The sequence below is a fragment of the Croceicoccus sp. YJ47 genome, assembly GCF_016745095.1.
Classification (GTDB): domain Bacteria; phylum Pseudomonadota; class Alphaproteobacteria; order Sphingomonadales; family Sphingomonadaceae; genus Croceicoccus.
The window spans coordinates 1,863,235-1,879,302 of sequence record NZ_CP067087.1 but is presented as its reverse complement, the minus strand read 5'-3'; the positions used below and the strand labels follow the sequence as shown (position 1 = coordinate 1,879,302).

The following is a 16,068-nucleotide window of genomic DNA, read 5'->3' as shown; positions in this document are numbered from 1 at the left end:
TTATTCGGCCGCGATCGACAGGCCGTCGTCGTCCTCGTCATCCCCGCCTTCGTTGAGCGAGGACAGTTCGACGTTGAGACCCAGCGAGCGCATTTCCTTGACCAGCACGTTGAAGCTTTCGGGAATGCCGGCCTCGAACGTGTCGTCGCCCTTGACGATCGCCTCGTAGACCTTGGTGCGTCCGACCACGTCGTCCGATTTTACCGTCAGCATTTCCTGGAGCGTATAGGCCGCGCCATAGGCCTGCAGCGCCCAGACCTCCATTTCGCCGAAACGCTGGCCGCCGAACTGCGCCTTACCACCCAGCGGCTGCTGCGTGACGAGGCTGTAGGGGCCGATGGACCGTGCGTGGATCTTGTCGTCGACGAGGTGATGCAGCTTGAGCATGTAGATATAGCCCACCGTCACCTGCCGGTCGAAGGCATCGCCCGTCCGCCCGTCATAGAGCGTGACCTGGCCGGAACCCGGCAGCCCCGCCTTTTCCAGCATCGCGGTCACGTCGCCTTCGCGCGCACCGTCGAAGACCGGCGTGCCCATCGGGACACCGTTCTTCAGATTGGATGCAAGCTCGACCACTTTGGCCGTTGTCCGGTTCTCGATATCGTCATGGTACTGCTCGCCATACACGTCCTTGAGCTTCTCCACCACGGCGGAGGGCGGCTCGGACGCCTCGATATCGGGATTGGCCTCGCGCCATTCGTTGAGCGCAGCGGTAATCTGTTGCCCCAGACCGCGTGCGGCCATGCCGAGGTGCGTCTCGAAGATCTGCCCGACGTTCATGCGGCTCGGCACGCCCAGCGGGTTGAGCACGATGTCGACCGGCGTGCCATCGGCGAGGAACGGCATGTCCTCCTGCGGCAGGATGCGCGAAATCACGCCCTTGTTGCCGTGACGGCCGGCCATCTTGTCGCCCGGCTGCAGCTTGCGCTTCACCGCGACGAAGACCTTCACCATCTTGAGCACGCCGGGCGCCAGCTCGTCACCGCGTTCGAGCTTTTCCTTGCGGTCCTCGAACTTGGCGTTGATCGCCTTGACGCTGTCGTCGTACTGCCCCTTGATCGCCTCCAGCTGTGCCTGACGGCCATCGTCGGCCACCGCGAACTTGAACCAGTCGTGGCGTTCCACCTCGTCCAGCAGCTCCTCGGTGATCTCCTGCCCCTTCTTCACGCCCTTGGGCGCTGCCGAAGCGGTCTGGCCGATGAGCATGTCGCGCAGGCGGTTGTAGGTCGCGCGATTGAGGATCGCACGCTCGTCCTCGCGGTCCTTGGCGAGGCGTTCGATTTCCTCGTTCTGGATCGCGCGGGTACGGTCGTCGATCTCGATGCCGTGGCGGTTGAACACGCGCACCTCGACCACAGTGCCGGCAACGCCCGGCGGCAGCTTGAGAGAGGTATCGCGCACGTCGCTGGCCTTTTCGCCGAAGATCGCGCGGAGCAGCTTTTCCTCCGGCGTCATCGGCGATTCGCCCTTGGGTGTGATCTTGCCGACCAGGATGTCGCCCGGATGCACTTCGGCGCCGATGTAGACGATACCCGCCTCATCGAGGCTGCGCAGCGCTTCCTCGCCGACGTTGGGAATGTCGCGCGTGATGTCCTCGGGCCCGAGCTTCGTGTCGCGGGCCATGACCTCGAACTCCTCGATATGGATCGAGGTGAACACGTCGTCCTTCACGATGCGCTCGGAGATCAGGATCGAATCCTCGTAGTTATACCCGTTCCAGGGCATGAACGCGACGAGGCTGTTCCGGCCCAGCGCCAGCTCGCCCAGATCGGTCGAGGGACCGTCGGCGATGATGTCGCCGGTCTGCACGACCTCGCCCACCTTCACCAGCGGACGCTGATTGATGCAGGTGTCCTGGTTCGAACGCTGGAACTTCTGCAGCGTGTAGATGTCGACGCCGGACTGCCCGGCCTCCACATCGCCCTGCGCGCGGATGACGATACGGGTCGCGTCGACCTGATCGACGATGCCGCCGCGGGTCGCCGCGATGGCCGCGCCCGAATCGCGGGCCACGGTCTCTTCCATGCCGGTGCCGACGAACGGCGCCTCGGCCTTGACCAGCGGCACGGCCTGACGCTGCATGTTGGAGCCCATGAGCGCGCGGTTGGCGTCATCGTTTTCCAGGAACGGGATGAGCGATGCCGCGACCGAAACGAGCTGTTTCGGCGACACGTCCATGAGCGTGACCTGCTCGTTCGGGCTCATCACGAATTCGCCGTTCTGACGGGCGGAGACGAGTTCCTCGACGAACGTGCCTTCGCTGCTCAGCTCGGCCGATGCCTGCGCGACGGTGTTCTTCTGCTCCTCCATCGCCGACAGGTACTGCACCTCGCCGGTGACCTTGCCGTCGACGACCTTGCGGTAGGGCGTCTCGATGAAGCCGTACTTGTTCACCCGCGCAAAGGTCGAGAGCGAGTTGATCAGGCCGATGTTCGGACCTTCGGGCGTTTCAATGGGGCAGATGCGGCCATAGTGGGTCGGGTGGACGTCGCGCACTTCGAAGCCTGCGCGTTCGCGGGTCAGACCGCCGGGCCCGAGCGCCGACACGCGACGCTTGTGCGTCACTTCGGAGAGCGGGTTGGTCTGATCCATGAACTGCGACAGCTGCGACGAGCCGAAGAATTCGCGCACCGCGGCCACGGCCGGCTTCGCATTGATGAGGTCGTTCGGCATCACGGTGGACACATCGACGCTCGACATGCGCTCCTTCACCGCGCGCTCCATGCGCAGCAGGCCGACGCGGTACTGGTTTTCGAGCAGCTCGCCCACCGAACGCACGCGGCGGTTGGCCAGGTTGTCGATGTCGTCGACTTCGCCCTTGCCGTCCTTGAGATCGACGAGTTCCTTCACCACGGCGAGGATATCCTCGCGGCGGAGCGTCGTGATCGTATCCTCGGCATCGAGGCCGAGACGCATGTTCAGCTTGACGCGGCCCACGGCCGACAGGTCATAGCGTTCGCCGTCGAAGAACAGACCTTCGAACAGGGCTTCGGCGGTTTCCTTCGTCGGCGGCTCGCCGGGGCGCATCACCTTGTAGATCGCCTCGAGCCCCATGTCGCGGTTCTCGGCCTTGTCGACCTGCATGGTGTTGCGGATCCACGGGCCAGTGTTGACGTGGTCGATATCGAGCAGTTCGAGCCGGTCGACGCCGGCTGCGTCCAGCACGTCGAGATTTTCGGGGCTGACTTCCTCGCCCGCCTCGATCCAGATGCGGCCGGTGCCTTCGTCGATCATGTCATTGGCGGCATAGCGGCCGAAGATTTCCTCGGTCGGGATGAGGAGATGCGTCAGGCCGTCCTTCGCCGCCTTGTTGGCGCCGCGCGGGCTGATCTTCTGCCCGGCGGGGAACACGACTTCGCCGCTGCTGGCATCGACGATGTCGAAGGCCGGCTTCTGCCCGCGCCAGTTTTCGGCGACGAACGGAATTTTCCAGCCGCCACCCTCGACGTCGCTGCTGCCACGTTCCCAGGTCACGGTTTCGTAGAAATGATGGAGGATTTCCTCCGCATCCATGCCGAGCGCGTAGAGCAGCGAGGACACCGGAAGCTTGCGCTTGCGGTCGATGCGGACATTGACGACGTCCTTGGCATCGAACTCGAAATCGAGCCACGACCCGCGATAGGGAATGACGCGCGCGGCAAACAGATATTTGCCCGAGCTGTGCGTCTTGCCGCGGTCATGGTCGAACAGGACGCCCGGCGAACGGTGCATCTGCGACACGATGACACGCTCGGTCCCGTTGATGAAGAACGTGCCGTTGCCGGTCATGAGCGGCATGTCGCCCATGTACACGTCCTGCTCCTTGATATCGAGCACGCTGCGCGCCTCGGTATCGGGGTCCACCTCGAACACGATGAGGCGCAGCGTCACCTTCATCGGCGCGGCATAGGTGATGCCGCGCTGGCGGCATTCGGTCACGTCGTACTTGGGCGGCTCAAGTTCATAATGCACGAAGTCCAGCTCAGCCGTTCCGGCGAAATCGCGGATCGGGAACACCGAACGCAGCGTCTTTTCAAGGCCGGAGACATAGTCGATCGACGGGTCGGACCGCAGGAACTGTTCGTAGCTTTCGCGCTGCACCTCGATCAGGTTCGGCATTTCCACGACTTCGTGGATGTCGCCGAAGATCTTGCGGATGCGCTTTTTCGCGGTCGGACGGATGTCGCCATTCGCCGCCCCGTTCGGGGAAGAAGCCTGAGTCGCCATGAAGGATCGTGCCTTTGTCGCTTCGAGTTTAGCCGAGTCGTGCAAGGGCAGGTTTGCCGCGCGACCGGTCGGAAATTTCGATGCACGGGGGAGATATCCGCAAACGACAAATGGCCGCAAAACCTCAGGGAATGCGCCCTTTCGGCGTTTCCCCGGCTTGCAGCCGCCGCGTCGATGCAGATGTCCCGCCGCCTCCATCCCGGGTCGGCCCCCGCGCAAGGGCCGCCTTGCTCGAAGCGTGCGGACAGCGCCCCCTATAGGCGAACGCCGTCGCCCTGTCAAAGCCGCAACCGCGCTCCGATTGACTATGCAGCGGCACAAACCCATACACCCGCCGCCCGGCGAATGGCGGGCATTCGGGAGAGTGGCCATGCGTTTCATCGAGGGCTTTCGCTTCGCGCATCGCGAAAGCCTCGCGTTCGTCGCCGCCTGCCCGTTGCTCGCCCTGATCCCCGTCGCGGCGGAAATGGTTCAGCATGCCGCCGAAATGCAGGGCGGCCTGTATGACAGCATGGCGCGTTTCCGCACGATGGAGGACGATGCCCTGCCGGTCGGCCTCGCCTTCTTGAAAGTGTTCGCGCTCAACCTCTCGACCTATTGGGTCATCCGTTTTGTGTCCGGCGGGCGCGATGCACGAGCGGCCCGCACGCTGGAGCCGCGCGCCATCTGCCTGTTTGCCGCCGTCCTCAGCCTGCAGATGCTTTTGGCCGCGCTGGGATTGTTCGTGTTCACCGCCGATACGCCGGTGGGGACCGGTTTCTTCGTCTTTTCACTGATCTTCGCGCCGCTGGCCTCGCGATTCGTCGCGGGTGCGCCGCTCGGCATCTGGATTGCGCCGGTGGCCTCGATCCGCACGATGCTCCCGCATTTCGTGTTCGCCGTCGGGTTTTCGATGCTGGCGATCCTGCCGCTGCTGGGGGTGCATTATGCGCTGGGGATCGGGGCGGCGCTCATTGCCGGATCGTTCGGCAAATGGGCGTTGCTGATCGCCGATGCGCTGATCGTGGGCTGGTTGACGCCGGTGCTGGCGGCGGTGGTCTATGTCGTGGCGATCCGGCCCGGCCCGCTCGATGGCCGTGCGCATACGGCTTGACATCGGCCGCCGGATCGTTAGAGGGCGGCGGCAGAGCGACGCGCCCGCAACCCGGGTGGCGCCGTTCATCCGTCCGAGACAGCTGGTGAGGGTTCCCCTCTTAATTTCCGGCCTAGACGGGGAAAAGAGTTTCTTTCGGCCTTTCCTTTTCGAAAGCGCCATTTCGCGCTCCGGCGCGCTCCTTCCCCCCTCAACGGACTCGCCCGCGTCGTTTCGGCGATGCGGACAAACGTAGCCGGTCGCGTATTCGGGTTTGCCCGGTCGCGGCCATTGTGAAGGAGTAAGCATGGATCGTTCGCAAAAAACCGATGCGGTCGCGCAGCTCAACGCAACCTTCAACGAGGTGGGCGTGGTGGTCGTCACCCGCAATCTCGGCCTCACGGTCGCACAGTCGACCGACCTGCGGCAGAAGATGCGCGAAGCCGGCGCAACCTATCAGGTGGCGAAGAACCGTCTTGCCAAGCGGGCCATCGAGGATACCGATTATACCGGTATCGCCGATTACCTGACCGGCCCCACCGCGCTGGCGACCTCGGTCGATCCGGTTGCGGCGGCAAAGGTCGCCGTCGAATTCGCCAAGACCAACGACAAGTTGGAAATCGTCGGCGGTTCGATGGGTTCGCAGGTTCTCGACGAAGCAGGCGTGAGGTCGCTGGCCTCGATGCCGAGCCTCGACGAACTGCGTGCAAAGCTTGTCGGGCTGGTCAATGCGCCGGCGACGAAGATCGCCCAGCTGGCCAATGCGCCGGCAGCGAAGCTCGCCCGTGTGTTCGGCGCCTATGCCGCCAAGGACGCCGCGTAAGACGTTTTCGAAACCGTATAATGCGCCGCGGCCCCGGCCCGGCGACAGATGAAAATTGGAGTGATTTGAAATGGCCGATATCCAGAACCTCGTCGACGAACTGTCGAAGCTGACCGTCCTCGAAGCCGCCGAACTGGCGACCGCTCTTGAAGACGCATGGGGCGTTTCCGCCGCTGCCGCCGTTGCGGTTGCCGGCCCCGCCGCGGGCGGCGATGCCCCCGCCGCCGAAGAGAAGGACGAATTCGACGTCATCCTGACCGGCGACGGCGGCAAGAAGATCCAGGTCATCAAGGAAGTCCGCGCCATCACCGGCCTGGGCCTCGCGGATGCCAAGGGTCTCGTCGAAGGCGCGCCCAAGCCCATCAAGGAAGGCGTGAACAAGGCGGAAGCCGAAGAGATCAAGAAGAAGATCGAGGAAGCCGGCGGCACCGTCGAGCTGAAGTAAGCCTTACGCTTACGAATCGATCCTTCACCGGATCACCAAGGGAAAGGGCGGCCGCGCAAGAGGTCGCCCTTTTTCGTGCGCGGTTTGGCGGGCGATGCACGCGCTGCCCATGCACCCGGCCCCTCACGCATACGTCAATTGCGGGTGACGCACGGCGCCAAACCGGTTACGCCATGCGCAAAGGCCCGGAAATGGCCGCAAAGGGGAAAAGCCGATGATTACCGTGCACCATCTCGAAAACTCGCGTTCGCAACGCATCCTCTGGATATTGGAGGAGCTGGGCCTTGCCTATGACATCGCGCGATACGAGCGCGATCCGAAGACGATGCTCGCCCCGCGTGCGCTCAAGAAAGTGCATCCGCTCGGCAAATCGCCGGTCATCACCGATTCGGACAATGGCCGCACGATCGCCGAAACCGGCGCGATCGTCGAATATCTGATCGAAAAGGCGGATGGGCGGATGGGTGCCCCCGCGGATGAGGATCAGCGCCTGCGATACCGGTTCTGGATGCATTACGCCGAGGGGTCGGCGATGCCGCCGCTGCTCCTGAAACTGGTGGTGTCGAAGATCCCGATCATGGGCAAGATCGCGATGAAGCGGCTGCAGCCGATGATCGACGTGCATCTCGACTTTATCGAGGACGAGCTGGGCAAATCGCCCTGGTTCGCAGGGGACGAGATGACCGGCGCCGACATCATGATGAGCTTTCCGCTGGAGGCGGCGGCATCGCGGGCGGGGCTCGACAATGGCAGGCCCAATTCGATGGCCTGGCTGGACAAGGTTCACGCCCGCCCGGCGTTTCGCACCGCGCTTCAGAAGGGCGGCCCTTACGCCTACGCCTGAAGCCCTTTATCGGCAGGACCGCGGCCCCGCGCCTAGATCCGCCAGTTGAGCCGGGCGCCGATCATGTCGAGGCCGGGGTTCTGCTCCCTGTCGAAGAGGCGGGCATGGCTGACATGCATCCAGCTCGCCTCGATCGAGAGCGTGTCGTTGATTTGCGTGCCGACCGCGATCTCCGGCTCGAACAGCACCCTGCTGCCGAGATCGAGCCGGCGGCCATCGGCCCGCACCCGGCGTTCCGGACCGTCGTGCACGACGAGGCCAATGCCGGGCCGCACGTAAACCGGCCCCTTGCCAATCTTCCAGCTCAGCCCGCCGTAAGCAAAGCTGGTGTCGCCATCGAGATTGACCGACGCCACGACATAGGGCGACGGGCTCCCGATGAAGGACAGCGCTTCTTCGCGCGCAAAACGATATCCGCCGGCGATATCGACCCCGCCCTCCCCCGTTTCGAGGGTGAAGGGCGTGTCGACCGCATGGGCGTACACCCCGGCGTAGAGTTCCTGCGCCATGGCGGGCTGCGCGGCGGTCAATGCCGCGAGCGCGAGGGCGGTGCGGCGCACGGCGGCCGTCGGAATGATGCGGGCAATATCCATGCGTTTCTCCCTAGATCGGCAATCCTTTCGCCTGTCTGACTGCCCGCCGCGGCCATCCCGTCCCCTCGCGCCCGAAGCGGCCCGGCCCGGTGGAAAGAGCGCAATGGAGGAAACGCCCCCTTTCGCTCGACGGCGCTTTGCCATAGGCGGCGCCATCCATGGCCGCACTGCTCTCCCCTCCCATGCGCGACGAATTGCGCGAATCGACCCGGCTCGCCGCGCCGCTGGCCGCGGCGAATCTGTTGCAGATGGCCGTCTATGCCATCGACGTGATCTTCGTCGCCCGGCTCGGCACCGAACAGCTTGCCGCCATCACCTTGTCGACGAGCATTTACGGGCTGTCGCTATGGTGCGCGATGGGGCTTGTCGGGGCGGTTGCGCCGCTGGCCGCGTCGGCGCTGGGCCGGGGGCGCCACGCGGTGCGCGAGGTGCGCCGTTCGATCCGCATGGCGCTCTGGGTGGCGGCGCTTGCGGGGCTGTTCATCATGGCGCTGTCCTTTGCGGGACAGCCGATCATGCGCGTCACCGGGCAACCGGCGGCAGTCACCGCCTTTGCCGGCGAATATCTCACCGTGGTGGCGTTCGGTGCGGTGCCCGCGGTGGCGGCGGCGGTGCTGCGCATTTTCGTGTCGACGCTGGGCCGTGCGGCGATCGCGACATGGGTCACGGTGTTTGCCTTGTTCGTGAACGGGCTGGGCAACTGGCTGCTGATCTTCGGGAACTGGGGCTTTCCGGAACTCGGCCTGCGCGGCGCGGCATTGGCCAGCGTCATCACCGCGCTCGCCACCCTGGTCGCCTATATCGTCATCATCCAGACCGACCGGCGCATGCGGCGCTATTACCTGTTCGGGCGTCTGTGGCGCGCCGATGTGGTGCGCCTGCTCGACATCTGGCGGATCGGGCTGCCCATTGCGGCGATCACCATGGCGGAGGCTGGCCTGTTTTCGAGCGCCGCGTTCCTGATGGGCGCGCTGGGCGAGCTTGAGCTGGCGGCGCATACGGTCGCGCTTCAGATTGCGGCGCTCGCGTTCCAGGTGCCGTTCGGCATTTCGCAGGCCGCCACGATCCGCGTCGGCCTGCATCATGGGCGGGACAACCGCGGCGGGATCGCACTGGCCGGATGGGCCGGGCTGATCCTCGTCACCGGGTTTGCGGCGGTGTTCGTGCTGGCCATGCTGACCATCCCGCGGCTGCTGCTCTCCGCCTATATCGACGTGAACGATCCGGCGAATGCGGGGATCGTGTCGCTCGCCATCGGATACATGGCGGTGGCCGCCGCATTTCAGCTTGCCGACGGATACCAGGCGATGGGCGCGGGACTGCTGCGGGGGCTGGCCGATACGCGCGTGCCGTTCCTGTTCGCGCTCATCGGGTACTGGCCGTTCGGGTTCGGGACGGCATGGGTGCTGGGCTTTCACACGCCGCTGCGCGGTACGGGGGTGTGGATCGGGCTGGCGGTCGGGCTTTCGGTGACGGGGGTGATGATGCTGTGGCGCTGGCATGCGCGCGACCGGCTCATCCTCGATCGACCGGCGGCGGGCTGAAAAAATCGCCCGGAAATCAGAGCCGGACGTGACGAGGCGTGGCCTGCGTCGGGCCGGCTGCACTTTGTGAAAATTTGCGTGTTCTCGTCCCTTGACGCGTGCCGTCGTCCGAACCATATGCGCCGCACTGGCACTCAACATAACAGAGTGCCAATCCATGTTTCATCCATAATGGAAGAGGGCACAACTATGGCATTCCGTCCGCTGCACGACCGCGTTCTGGTCCGTCGCATCGAAGCCGACGAAAAGACCGCCGGCGGCATCATCATCCCCGACAGCGCCAAGGAAAAGCCGAGCGAGGGCGAAATCGTCTCCGTCGGTTCGGGCGCGCGTGCCGAAAACGGCACCGTCACGCCGATGGACCTGAAGGCAGGCGACCGCGTATTGTTCGGCAAATGGTCGGGCACCGAGGTCAAGGTCGACGGCGAAGACCTGCTCATCATGAAGGAAAGCGACGTTCTGGGCGTGATCGGCTGATCCACGCCGCCGCTTTTCTACACCCCATCATAATTTCCAAGAGGAGATAATCTCATGGCAGCCAAGGATGTGAAATTCTCGCGTGATGCACGCGAACGCATCGTCAAGGGCGTCGACACGCTCGCCAACGCCGTCAAGGTCACGCTGGGCCCCAAGGGCCGCAACGTCGTCATCGACAAGAGCTTTGGCGCGCCGCGCATCACCAAGGACGGCGTCACCGTCGCCAAGGAAATCGAACTCAAGGACAAGTTCGAGAACATGGGCGCGCAGATGATCAAGGAGGTCGCCTCCAAGACCAACGATCTGGCCGGCGACGGCACCACCACCGCCACCGTGCTGGCGCAGGCGATCGTGCGCGAAGGCATGAAGTCGGTTGCCGCCGGCATGAACCCGATGGACCTGAAGCGCGGCATCGACACCGCGGTCGGCAAGGTCACCGAGAACCTCAAGAACCGTTCGAAGGACGTTTCGGGGTCGAGCGAGATCGCCCAGGTCGGCGTCATCTCCGCCAATGGCGACCGTGAAGTCGGCGAGAAGATCGCCGAAGCCATGGACAAGGTCGGCAAGGAAGGCGTCATCACCGTCGAGGAGGCCAAGGGTCTCGAATTCGAACTCGACGTCGTCGAAGGCATGCAGTTCGACCGCGGCTATCTCTCGCCCTACTTCATCACCAACCCCGACAAGATGACGGTCGAGCTGGACAATCCCTACATCCTCATCTTCGAAAAGAAGCTGTCGAACCTGCAGGCGATGCTCCCCATCCTCGAAGCGGTCGTGCAGGCGGGGCGTCCCCTCCTCATCATCGCCGAGGATATCGAGGGCGAAGCGCTCGCGACGCTGGTGGTCAACAAGCTGCGCGGCGGGCTCAAGGTCGCGGCCGTCAAGGCACCAGGCTTCGGCGATCGCCGCAAGGCCATGCTGGGCGACATCGCCACGCTGACCAATGGCGAGATGGTGTCCGAGGATCTGGGCATCAAGCTTGAGAACGTCACGCTCAACATGCTGGGCAGCGCCAAGCGCGTCACCATCGACAAGGACAACACCACCATCGTCGATGGCGAAGGCGACGAAGCGTCGATCAAGGCACGGGTCGAGCAGATCCGCGCACAGATCGAATCCACGTCGAGCGATTACGACCGTGAAAAGCTGCAGGAACGTCTGGCGAAGCTCGCCGGCGGTGTTGCGGTCATCAAGGTCGGCGGCGCATCCGAGGTCGAGGTGAAGGAACGCAAGGACCGTGTCGACGACGCGCTCCACGCCACCCGCGCCGCGGTCGAGGAAGGCATCGTCCCGGGCGGCGGTACCGCGCTGCTCTACGCCACGAAGGCTCTCGAAGGGCTCAAGGGTGAGAACGACGACCAGACCCGCGGCATCGACATCGTGCGTCAGGCGATCCTCGCCCCCGTGCGTCAGATTGCGACCAACGCCGGTCACGACGGCGCCGTGGTTTCGGGCAACCTCCTGCGCGAAAACGACGAGACGCAGGGCTTCAACGCCGCAACCGACACCTATGAAAACCTGGTCCAGGCCGGCGTGATCGACCCGACGAAGGTCGTGCGCACCGCGCTTCAGGATGCGGCATCGGTGGTAAGCCTGCTCATCACCACCGAGGCAGCCATTGCCGACACGCCCGAGGACAAGGGCGCGTCCGGCGGCGGCATGCCCGACATGGGCGGCATGGGCGGCATGGGCGGCATGGGCGGCATGGGCGGCTTCTAAAGCCTGCCATTCCGCACCGTCCACGCGACGTTGCGAACGGGGGCCGGGGGCATTCGCCTTCCGGCCCCTTTTCCTTGCGCAGGAGCGACCCGGATTCAGAGCGCCGGGCCCGGACCCGAAGCGGCTTTCGCGCGTTGGCACAGTAGAAGACAGAACACGAACACCGGGATTAAAGAATATGCGCCTTCCTCACAAAGCTCATCTTGCCATTGTCGACGGGACGCGTTTCGTGCTGATGCGCAACGATGGCTCGCCCGACGAGCCCAAGCTCAGCGAGCAGGCGAAGCCCGATCTCGACCCCACCAATTTCAGCGCCGGGGTCAAGCATCAAGACGATGCCGGGCAGCGCACCGGCGCGACCGATCTCAACGAGCTGGCGCATGCCGCCGCCGTTGCCGAATGGCTGAACCGCGCCGCGCTCGACAAGACGATCGAGACGCTGGCCATTGCCGCCGATCCCAAGACGCTCGGCGAGATGCGCCGCCATTATCACAAATCGCTGGAGGCGATCATCATTGGCGAGGAAGCCAAGACGCTGACCGGCGAAACGACGGAGCGCATCGAGAAGACGCTCCTTTCCGCTTGAGCAAGAAAGACGACACCATGCGGCTCGATCTGCCCGCGATAGGCTATGCCGTCTATCGCCCCCGCCCGCTTGGCAGCAAGGGCGGACCTTTCGCCATGCGTCGCGACAGGCCCGCGAAACGCGAAGCCGCGGACATTACGAGCGAACGCCAGCCCGCCCGTTTCGTCCTGCGCGAACGCACCATGGCGCAGCACGATGCGACCGAGGCGGCCTTTGCCCCGTTCGACCTTTCGCGGGAGGAGCATTACCGCGCCTTCCTCGCCGCGCATGCGATGGCGCTGCCGGGGCTGGAACTGGCGGTGACGGGGCGCGGCTGGCCGCAATGGACGCCGCGCTTTCCGCAGCTCGCCGACGATCTCGCCGCGCTGGGCGCGTTCCTGCCCATGCCGATCATCGCGTCGGACGCGCGCGGCGCCGCGGCATGGGGCGTGCAATATGTCATCGAGGGCTCGCGGCTGGGCGGGCAATTGCTCGTCCGGCAGGTTCCGGACGGGCTGCCGACGCGCTATCTTTCGCCGCCTGTCGACCATGGCGCCCGCTGGCGCGCGTTCTGCGACGCGCTCGATGGCGAGGCTGCGCAGCATGGGCCGGATTGGTTGGACGAAGCGTCTGATTCTGCTATAGAAACATTTCAACATTTTCGGCGAGCCGCGCAGGCCCTGTCGGAGGACCTTTCTTGAATGAGATGACTATGGATTTGGCCGAGGTCGATCTTACCAATTGCGACCGCGAACCGATCCACATCCTGGGGGCGATACAGCCTTTCGGGTTCCTCCTCGCGACCAGTGCCGACTGGATCGTGCAGCGCGCCGCCAACACCGCCCCCTTCCTCGGCGCGGATACGGACGCGCTGATCGGCGAAACGCTGACCGACATCTTCCTGCCCTTCGCGATCAAGCAGATTCGCCGCCGGGTCGTGATGCTGCGCACCGACGACGCGGTGGAACGCATCTTCTCGCTGCAACTGCGCGAGGATGGCCGCAAGTTCGACGTGGCCGTGCATTTCTCGGGCGATCAGCTCATCATCGAATGCGAACCGGCAAAGGGCGACGAGCTCGAAGTCTCCTCCACCGTGCGCAGCATGATCCAGCGGATCGACGGGGCGCCGACGCTCAACGCCCTGCTGCGCGACGGCGCGCGGCAGTGCCGGATGCTGACCGGTTTCGACCGTGTCATGGTCTATCGCTTTGCCGAAAGCGGCAGCGGCGAGGTCGTGGCAGAAGCGCTCGAAAACGGGATCGACAGCTTCATGGGGCTGAATTTCCCGGCGACCGACATTCCCCAACAGGCCCGCCGCCTTTACGTGCGCAACACGTTCCGGATCATCTGCGACGTGAACGAGGCCTCCGTCGCCATCGAACCACGCAATCAGCCGCCGGTCGATCTTTCGCTGTCGCTGCTGCGTGCGGTGTCGCCGATCCACATCGAATATCTCAAGAACATGGGCGTGTCCGCCTCGCTGTCCATCTCGATCATCGTCGATGGCAGGCTATGGGGTCTGTTCGCCTGCCACCATCACGAACCGCGCCTGCCCAGCTTTGCCGAACGCAGCGCCGCGGAGCTGTTCGGACTGATGTTCTCCCTCGTGCTCGAACGCAAGCTGCGCGCCGAGGAAATGGCGTATGAGGACGAGGCCCGCAAGGTTTCCAACCGGTTGATGTCCGCCGCCGCGCGCGACAATGACCGGCTTTACGACGCCGACTGGATCGGGGAGATCATGCTGGACGCGATCCCCGCCGATGGCGTCGGCGTGATGGTCGACGGCGAAATCTCGCTGAGCGGGATGACGCCGAGCGAGGAGCAGTTCAGGACGCTGATCGGCGCGCTCAACCAGAAATCGAAGGGTGAGGTTCTCACCACCACGCGCATTTCCGAAATCCTCGACGAGGCGCGCGAATACGAAGGGCGCGCGGCCGGCCTGCTTGCCGTGCCGATCTCGCGCCGACCGCGCGATTACGTCGTGATGTTCCGGGCCGAGCAGCTGCGCTCGGTCCGCTGGGCCGGCAATGCGGAAAAAAGCGTCGAGTACGGACCCAACGGCCCGCGCCTTTCCCCGCGCAAGAGTTTCGAGGAATGGTCCGAACTCGTCCGGGGCGAGGCGCGCCCGTTTACCCCGGCGCAGATCCGCATCGCCAATTCGCTGCGCACGACATTGCTGGAAGTCGTGCTCCGCCTCACCGAGGCGGCGAGCGAGGAACGCCGGCAGGCGGGCGAGCAGAAGAACCTGCTCATCGCCGAACTCAACCACCGGGTGCGCAATATCCTCGCGCTCATCCGCGCGCTCGTCGGGCAGACCGGGCGCGAGGCGGACGATATTCACAGCTTCACCCGCACGCTCGATTCGCGGATTCAGTCGCTCGCCCGCGCGCACGATCAGCTGACCGCGGATCAGTGGGGCCCGGCCCATTTGCGCGACCTCATCACGACGGAGGCCTCGGCCTATCTCCACGGGCAGGCGGAGCGCATCGAGATGGTCGGCCCGGAGGTGACGATCACGCCGGACGGTTTTACGGTCATGGCGCTCGTCGTGCACGAGCTGACCACCAATTCGACGAAATATGGCGCGTTGAGCGACAGCGGCAAGGTGTGCGTCGAATGGCGCGTCGAGGATGACGGCGCGCTGCTCGTCGACTGGGTCGAAAAGGGCGGGCCGGCGGTCATGCCGCCCAAACGGCGCGGTTTCGGCACGACCATCATCCGCGATTCGATTCCGCACGAGCTCGGCGGCGAGGCCGAGGTGCATTATCGCACCGCCGGGCTGGAGGCGCAGTTCCGCATTCCCGCCCGCTACATCGACAATGCCGAACCCTCGCGCCAGGGTGCGGCCCGCCCATCCTATTCCAGCGATGCGGGCAAGGCGACTATCGCGGGCAAGCGTATCCTGCTGGTCGAGGATAGCGCGCTGATCGCGCTCGACGCGGAGGACAAGCTCATCGACCTCGGCGCAAGCGAGGTCGTCCTCGCCGCGAGCAACAAGGCCGCGTTGCGCGCGATCGAGGCGGATGGCATCGACATCGCCATGCTGGACTTCAACCTCGGGCGGGAAACCAGCACGCCGACGGCGGAACGCTTGCGCGATGCGAAGATTCCCTTCATCTTTGCATCGGGTTACGGCGGCGAGGACACCGTGCCGGTCGAGTTTCGCGGCGTTCCGATGGTCGTCAAACCCTACGCCGCCGATCAGATATTGCAGGGATTCGCACAGCTTGGTTCCAACGATGAATAGATTGCGCCGCGCATGGGCGGCGGCATTCGCCCTCTTGTTCGCCACGTTCGCCTTTCCGGCGTTCGCGGCGGTGACGGTCCATTTTCAAAGTTTCGACGGATCGGTGCTCTTCGGGCGCTATCCGCACACCTTCGTCGTCATGGAAGGCACGCTCGACGCGACGGGCGCGCGGATCAACGAGAATTACGGCTTCACCGCAAGATCGGTCACGCCGGCTGTCCTGCGCGGACCGGTCGAGCATATGATCTATGTCGAGAAGCAGAAATATGTCGAGGAGACGAACCGGCATATCTCCATCACGGTGGACGACGCGACCTATTGGCGCATCCGCCGCGAAGTCGATGCGTGGCGCAATATCGAGGGTGACGGATACGACCTCAACCGCCGCAATTGCATTCATTTCGTCGGTGCGATCGCGCGGATCGTAGGCGCGGAGGTGGACTACCCGTCCAGCCTCCTGCGCAAGCCAAGGGCGTGGCTCAACCGCGTGGTCGCGCGCAATCCGCAATTGCACGGGCGCCAGTTCGACTGAT

The 16,068-nt window shown here is 64.6% G+C and carries 13 protein-coding genes; 11 read left to right on the top strand and 2 right to left on the bottom strand.

From position 1 onward, the window contains the following. On the bottom strand, positions 1–4,206 hold the full coding sequence (gene rpoB, locus JD971_RS09165; RefSeq protein ID WP_202082817.1) for a DNA-directed RNA polymerase subunit beta: 4,206 nt from the start codon (positions 4,204–4,206) through the stop codon (positions 1–3). A gap of 370 nt (positions 4,207–4,576) precedes the next feature. Between rpoB and JD971_RS09160 the strand changes: the two genes are divergently transcribed. From JD971_RS09160 to JD971_RS09145, 4 genes are all read left to right on the top strand, one after another. After that, the gene (locus tag JD971_RS09160; RefSeq protein WP_202082814.1) at positions 4,577–5,299 is read left to right on the top strand and encodes a hypothetical protein; all 723 of its coding nucleotides are present in this window, start codon (positions 4,577–4,579) and stop codon (positions 5,297–5,299) included. A 286-nt stretch (positions 5,300–5,585) separates the two neighbouring features. Further along, the gene (gene rplJ / locus JD971_RS09155) at positions 5,586–6,101 is read left to right on the top strand and encodes a 50S ribosomal protein L10 (RefSeq protein ID WP_202082812.1); all 516 of its coding nucleotides are present in this window, start codon (positions 5,586–5,588) and stop codon (positions 6,099–6,101) included. A gap of 70 nt (positions 6,102–6,171) precedes the next feature. Beyond that, on the top strand, positions 6,172–6,546 hold the full coding sequence (gene rplL, locus JD971_RS09150) for a 50S ribosomal protein L7/L12 (RefSeq protein WP_202082810.1): 375 nt from the start codon (positions 6,172–6,174) through the stop codon (positions 6,544–6,546). A gap of 214 nt (positions 6,547–6,760) precedes the next feature. Further along, positions 6,761–7,390 carry a glutathione S-transferase family protein gene (locus JD971_RS09145; RefSeq protein WP_202082808.1) on the top strand — a complete coding sequence of 210 codons (630 nt, stop codon included), beginning with the start codon at positions 6,761–6,763 and terminating at the stop codon, positions 7,388–7,390. Positions 7,391–7,422: 32 nt separating this feature from the next. Here the strand turns inward: JD971_RS09145 and JD971_RS09140 are convergent, their stop codons facing one another. Next, the gene (locus tag JD971_RS09140; RefSeq protein ID WP_202082806.1) at positions 7,423–7,983 is read right to left on the bottom strand and encodes an acyloxyacyl hydrolase; all 561 of its coding nucleotides are present in this window, start codon (positions 7,981–7,983) and stop codon (positions 7,423–7,425) included. A gap of 158 nt (positions 7,984–8,141) precedes the next feature. Here JD971_RS09140 and JD971_RS09135 point away from each other — a divergent pair, with 158 nt between their 5' ends. The 7 genes from JD971_RS09135 (at position 8,142) to JD971_RS09105 (ending at position 16,067) form a co-directional block, all read left to right on the top strand. After that, a complete protein-coding gene (locus JD971_RS09135; RefSeq protein ID WP_236672021.1) occupies positions 8,142–9,527 on the top strand; it encodes an MATE family efflux transporter in 1,386 nt (461 codons plus the stop codon). Positions 9,528–9,716: 189 nt separating this feature from the next. Then, the gene (gene groES / locus JD971_RS09130; RefSeq protein ID WP_202082804.1) at positions 9,717–10,004 is read left to right on the top strand and encodes a co-chaperone GroES; all 288 of its coding nucleotides are present in this window, start codon (positions 9,717–9,719) and stop codon (positions 10,002–10,004) included. A 54-nt stretch (positions 10,005–10,058) separates the two neighbouring features. After that, positions 10,059–11,723 (top strand): chaperonin GroEL, encoded by a 1,665-nt coding sequence (gene groL / locus JD971_RS09125; RefSeq protein WP_202082801.1) that lies wholly within the window; start codon positions 10,059–10,061, stop codon positions 11,721–11,723. 178 nt (positions 11,724–11,901) lie between these two features. After that, positions 11,902–12,309: a host attachment protein gene (locus JD971_RS09120; RefSeq protein WP_202082799.1), complete on the top strand. Its 408-nt coding sequence runs from the start codon at positions 11,902–11,904 to the stop codon at positions 12,307–12,309. Then, the gene (locus JD971_RS09115) at positions 12,306–12,989 is read left to right on the top strand and encodes a biliverdin-producing heme oxygenase (protein ID WP_202082797.1); all 684 of its coding nucleotides are present in this window, start codon (positions 12,306–12,308) and stop codon (positions 12,987–12,989) included. The genes JD971_RS09120 and JD971_RS09115 overlap by 4 nt, the downstream gene beginning before the upstream one ends. Before the next feature lie 11 nt (positions 12,990–13,000). After that, positions 13,001–15,535, top strand: coding sequence for an HWE histidine kinase domain-containing protein (locus JD971_RS09110; protein WP_236672020.1), 2,535 nt, complete (start codon positions 13,001–13,003; stop codon positions 15,533–15,535). Next, the gene (locus JD971_RS09105) at positions 15,528–16,067 is read left to right on the top strand and encodes a hypothetical protein (protein ID WP_202082793.1); all 540 of its coding nucleotides are present in this window, start codon (positions 15,528–15,530) and stop codon (positions 16,065–16,067) included. Before JD971_RS09110 ends, JD971_RS09105 begins: the two co-directional genes overlap by 8 nt. Position 16,068 lies beyond the last annotated feature (1 nt).

Excerpts from the sequence above, each read along its gene's own strand:
- rpoB (WP_202082817.1), bottom strand. The coding sequence starts at position 4,206 with ATGGCGACTCAGGCTTCTTCCCCGAACGGGGCGGCGAATGGCGACATC.
- JD971_RS09160 (WP_202082814.1), top strand. The coding sequence starts at position 4,577 with ATGCGTTTCATCGAGGGCTTTCGCTTCGCGCATCGCGAAAGCCTCGCG.
- rplJ (WP_202082812.1), top strand. The coding sequence starts at position 5,586 with ATGGATCGTTCGCAAAAAACCGATGCGGTCGCGCAGCTCAACGCAACC.
- rplL (WP_202082810.1), top strand. The coding sequence starts at position 6,172 with ATGGCCGATATCCAGAACCTCGTCGACGAACTGTCGAAGCTGACCGTC.
- JD971_RS09145 (WP_202082808.1), top strand. The coding sequence starts at position 6,761 with ATGATTACCGTGCACCATCTCGAAAACTCGCGTTCGCAACGCATCCTC.
- JD971_RS09140 (WP_202082806.1), bottom strand. The coding sequence starts at position 7,983 with ATGGATATTGCCCGCATCATTCCGACGGCCGCCGTGCGCCGCACCGCC.
- JD971_RS09135 (WP_236672021.1), top strand. The coding sequence starts at position 8,142 with ATGGCCGCACTGCTCTCCCCTCCCATGCGCGACGAATTGCGCGAATCG.
- groES (WP_202082804.1), top strand. The coding sequence starts at position 9,717 with ATGGCATTCCGTCCGCTGCACGACCGCGTTCTGGTCCGTCGCATCGAA.
- groL (WP_202082801.1), top strand. The coding sequence starts at position 10,059 with ATGGCAGCCAAGGATGTGAAATTCTCGCGTGATGCACGCGAACGCATC.
- JD971_RS09120 (WP_202082799.1), top strand. The coding sequence starts at position 11,902 with ATGCGCCTTCCTCACAAAGCTCATCTTGCCATTGTCGACGGGACGCGT.
- JD971_RS09110 (WP_236672020.1), top strand. The coding sequence starts at position 13,001 with ATGGATTTGGCCGAGGTCGATCTTACCAATTGCGACCGCGAACCGATC.
- JD971_RS09105 (WP_202082793.1), top strand. The coding sequence starts at position 15,528 with ATGAATAGATTGCGCCGCGCATGGGCGGCGGCATTCGCCCTCTTGTTC.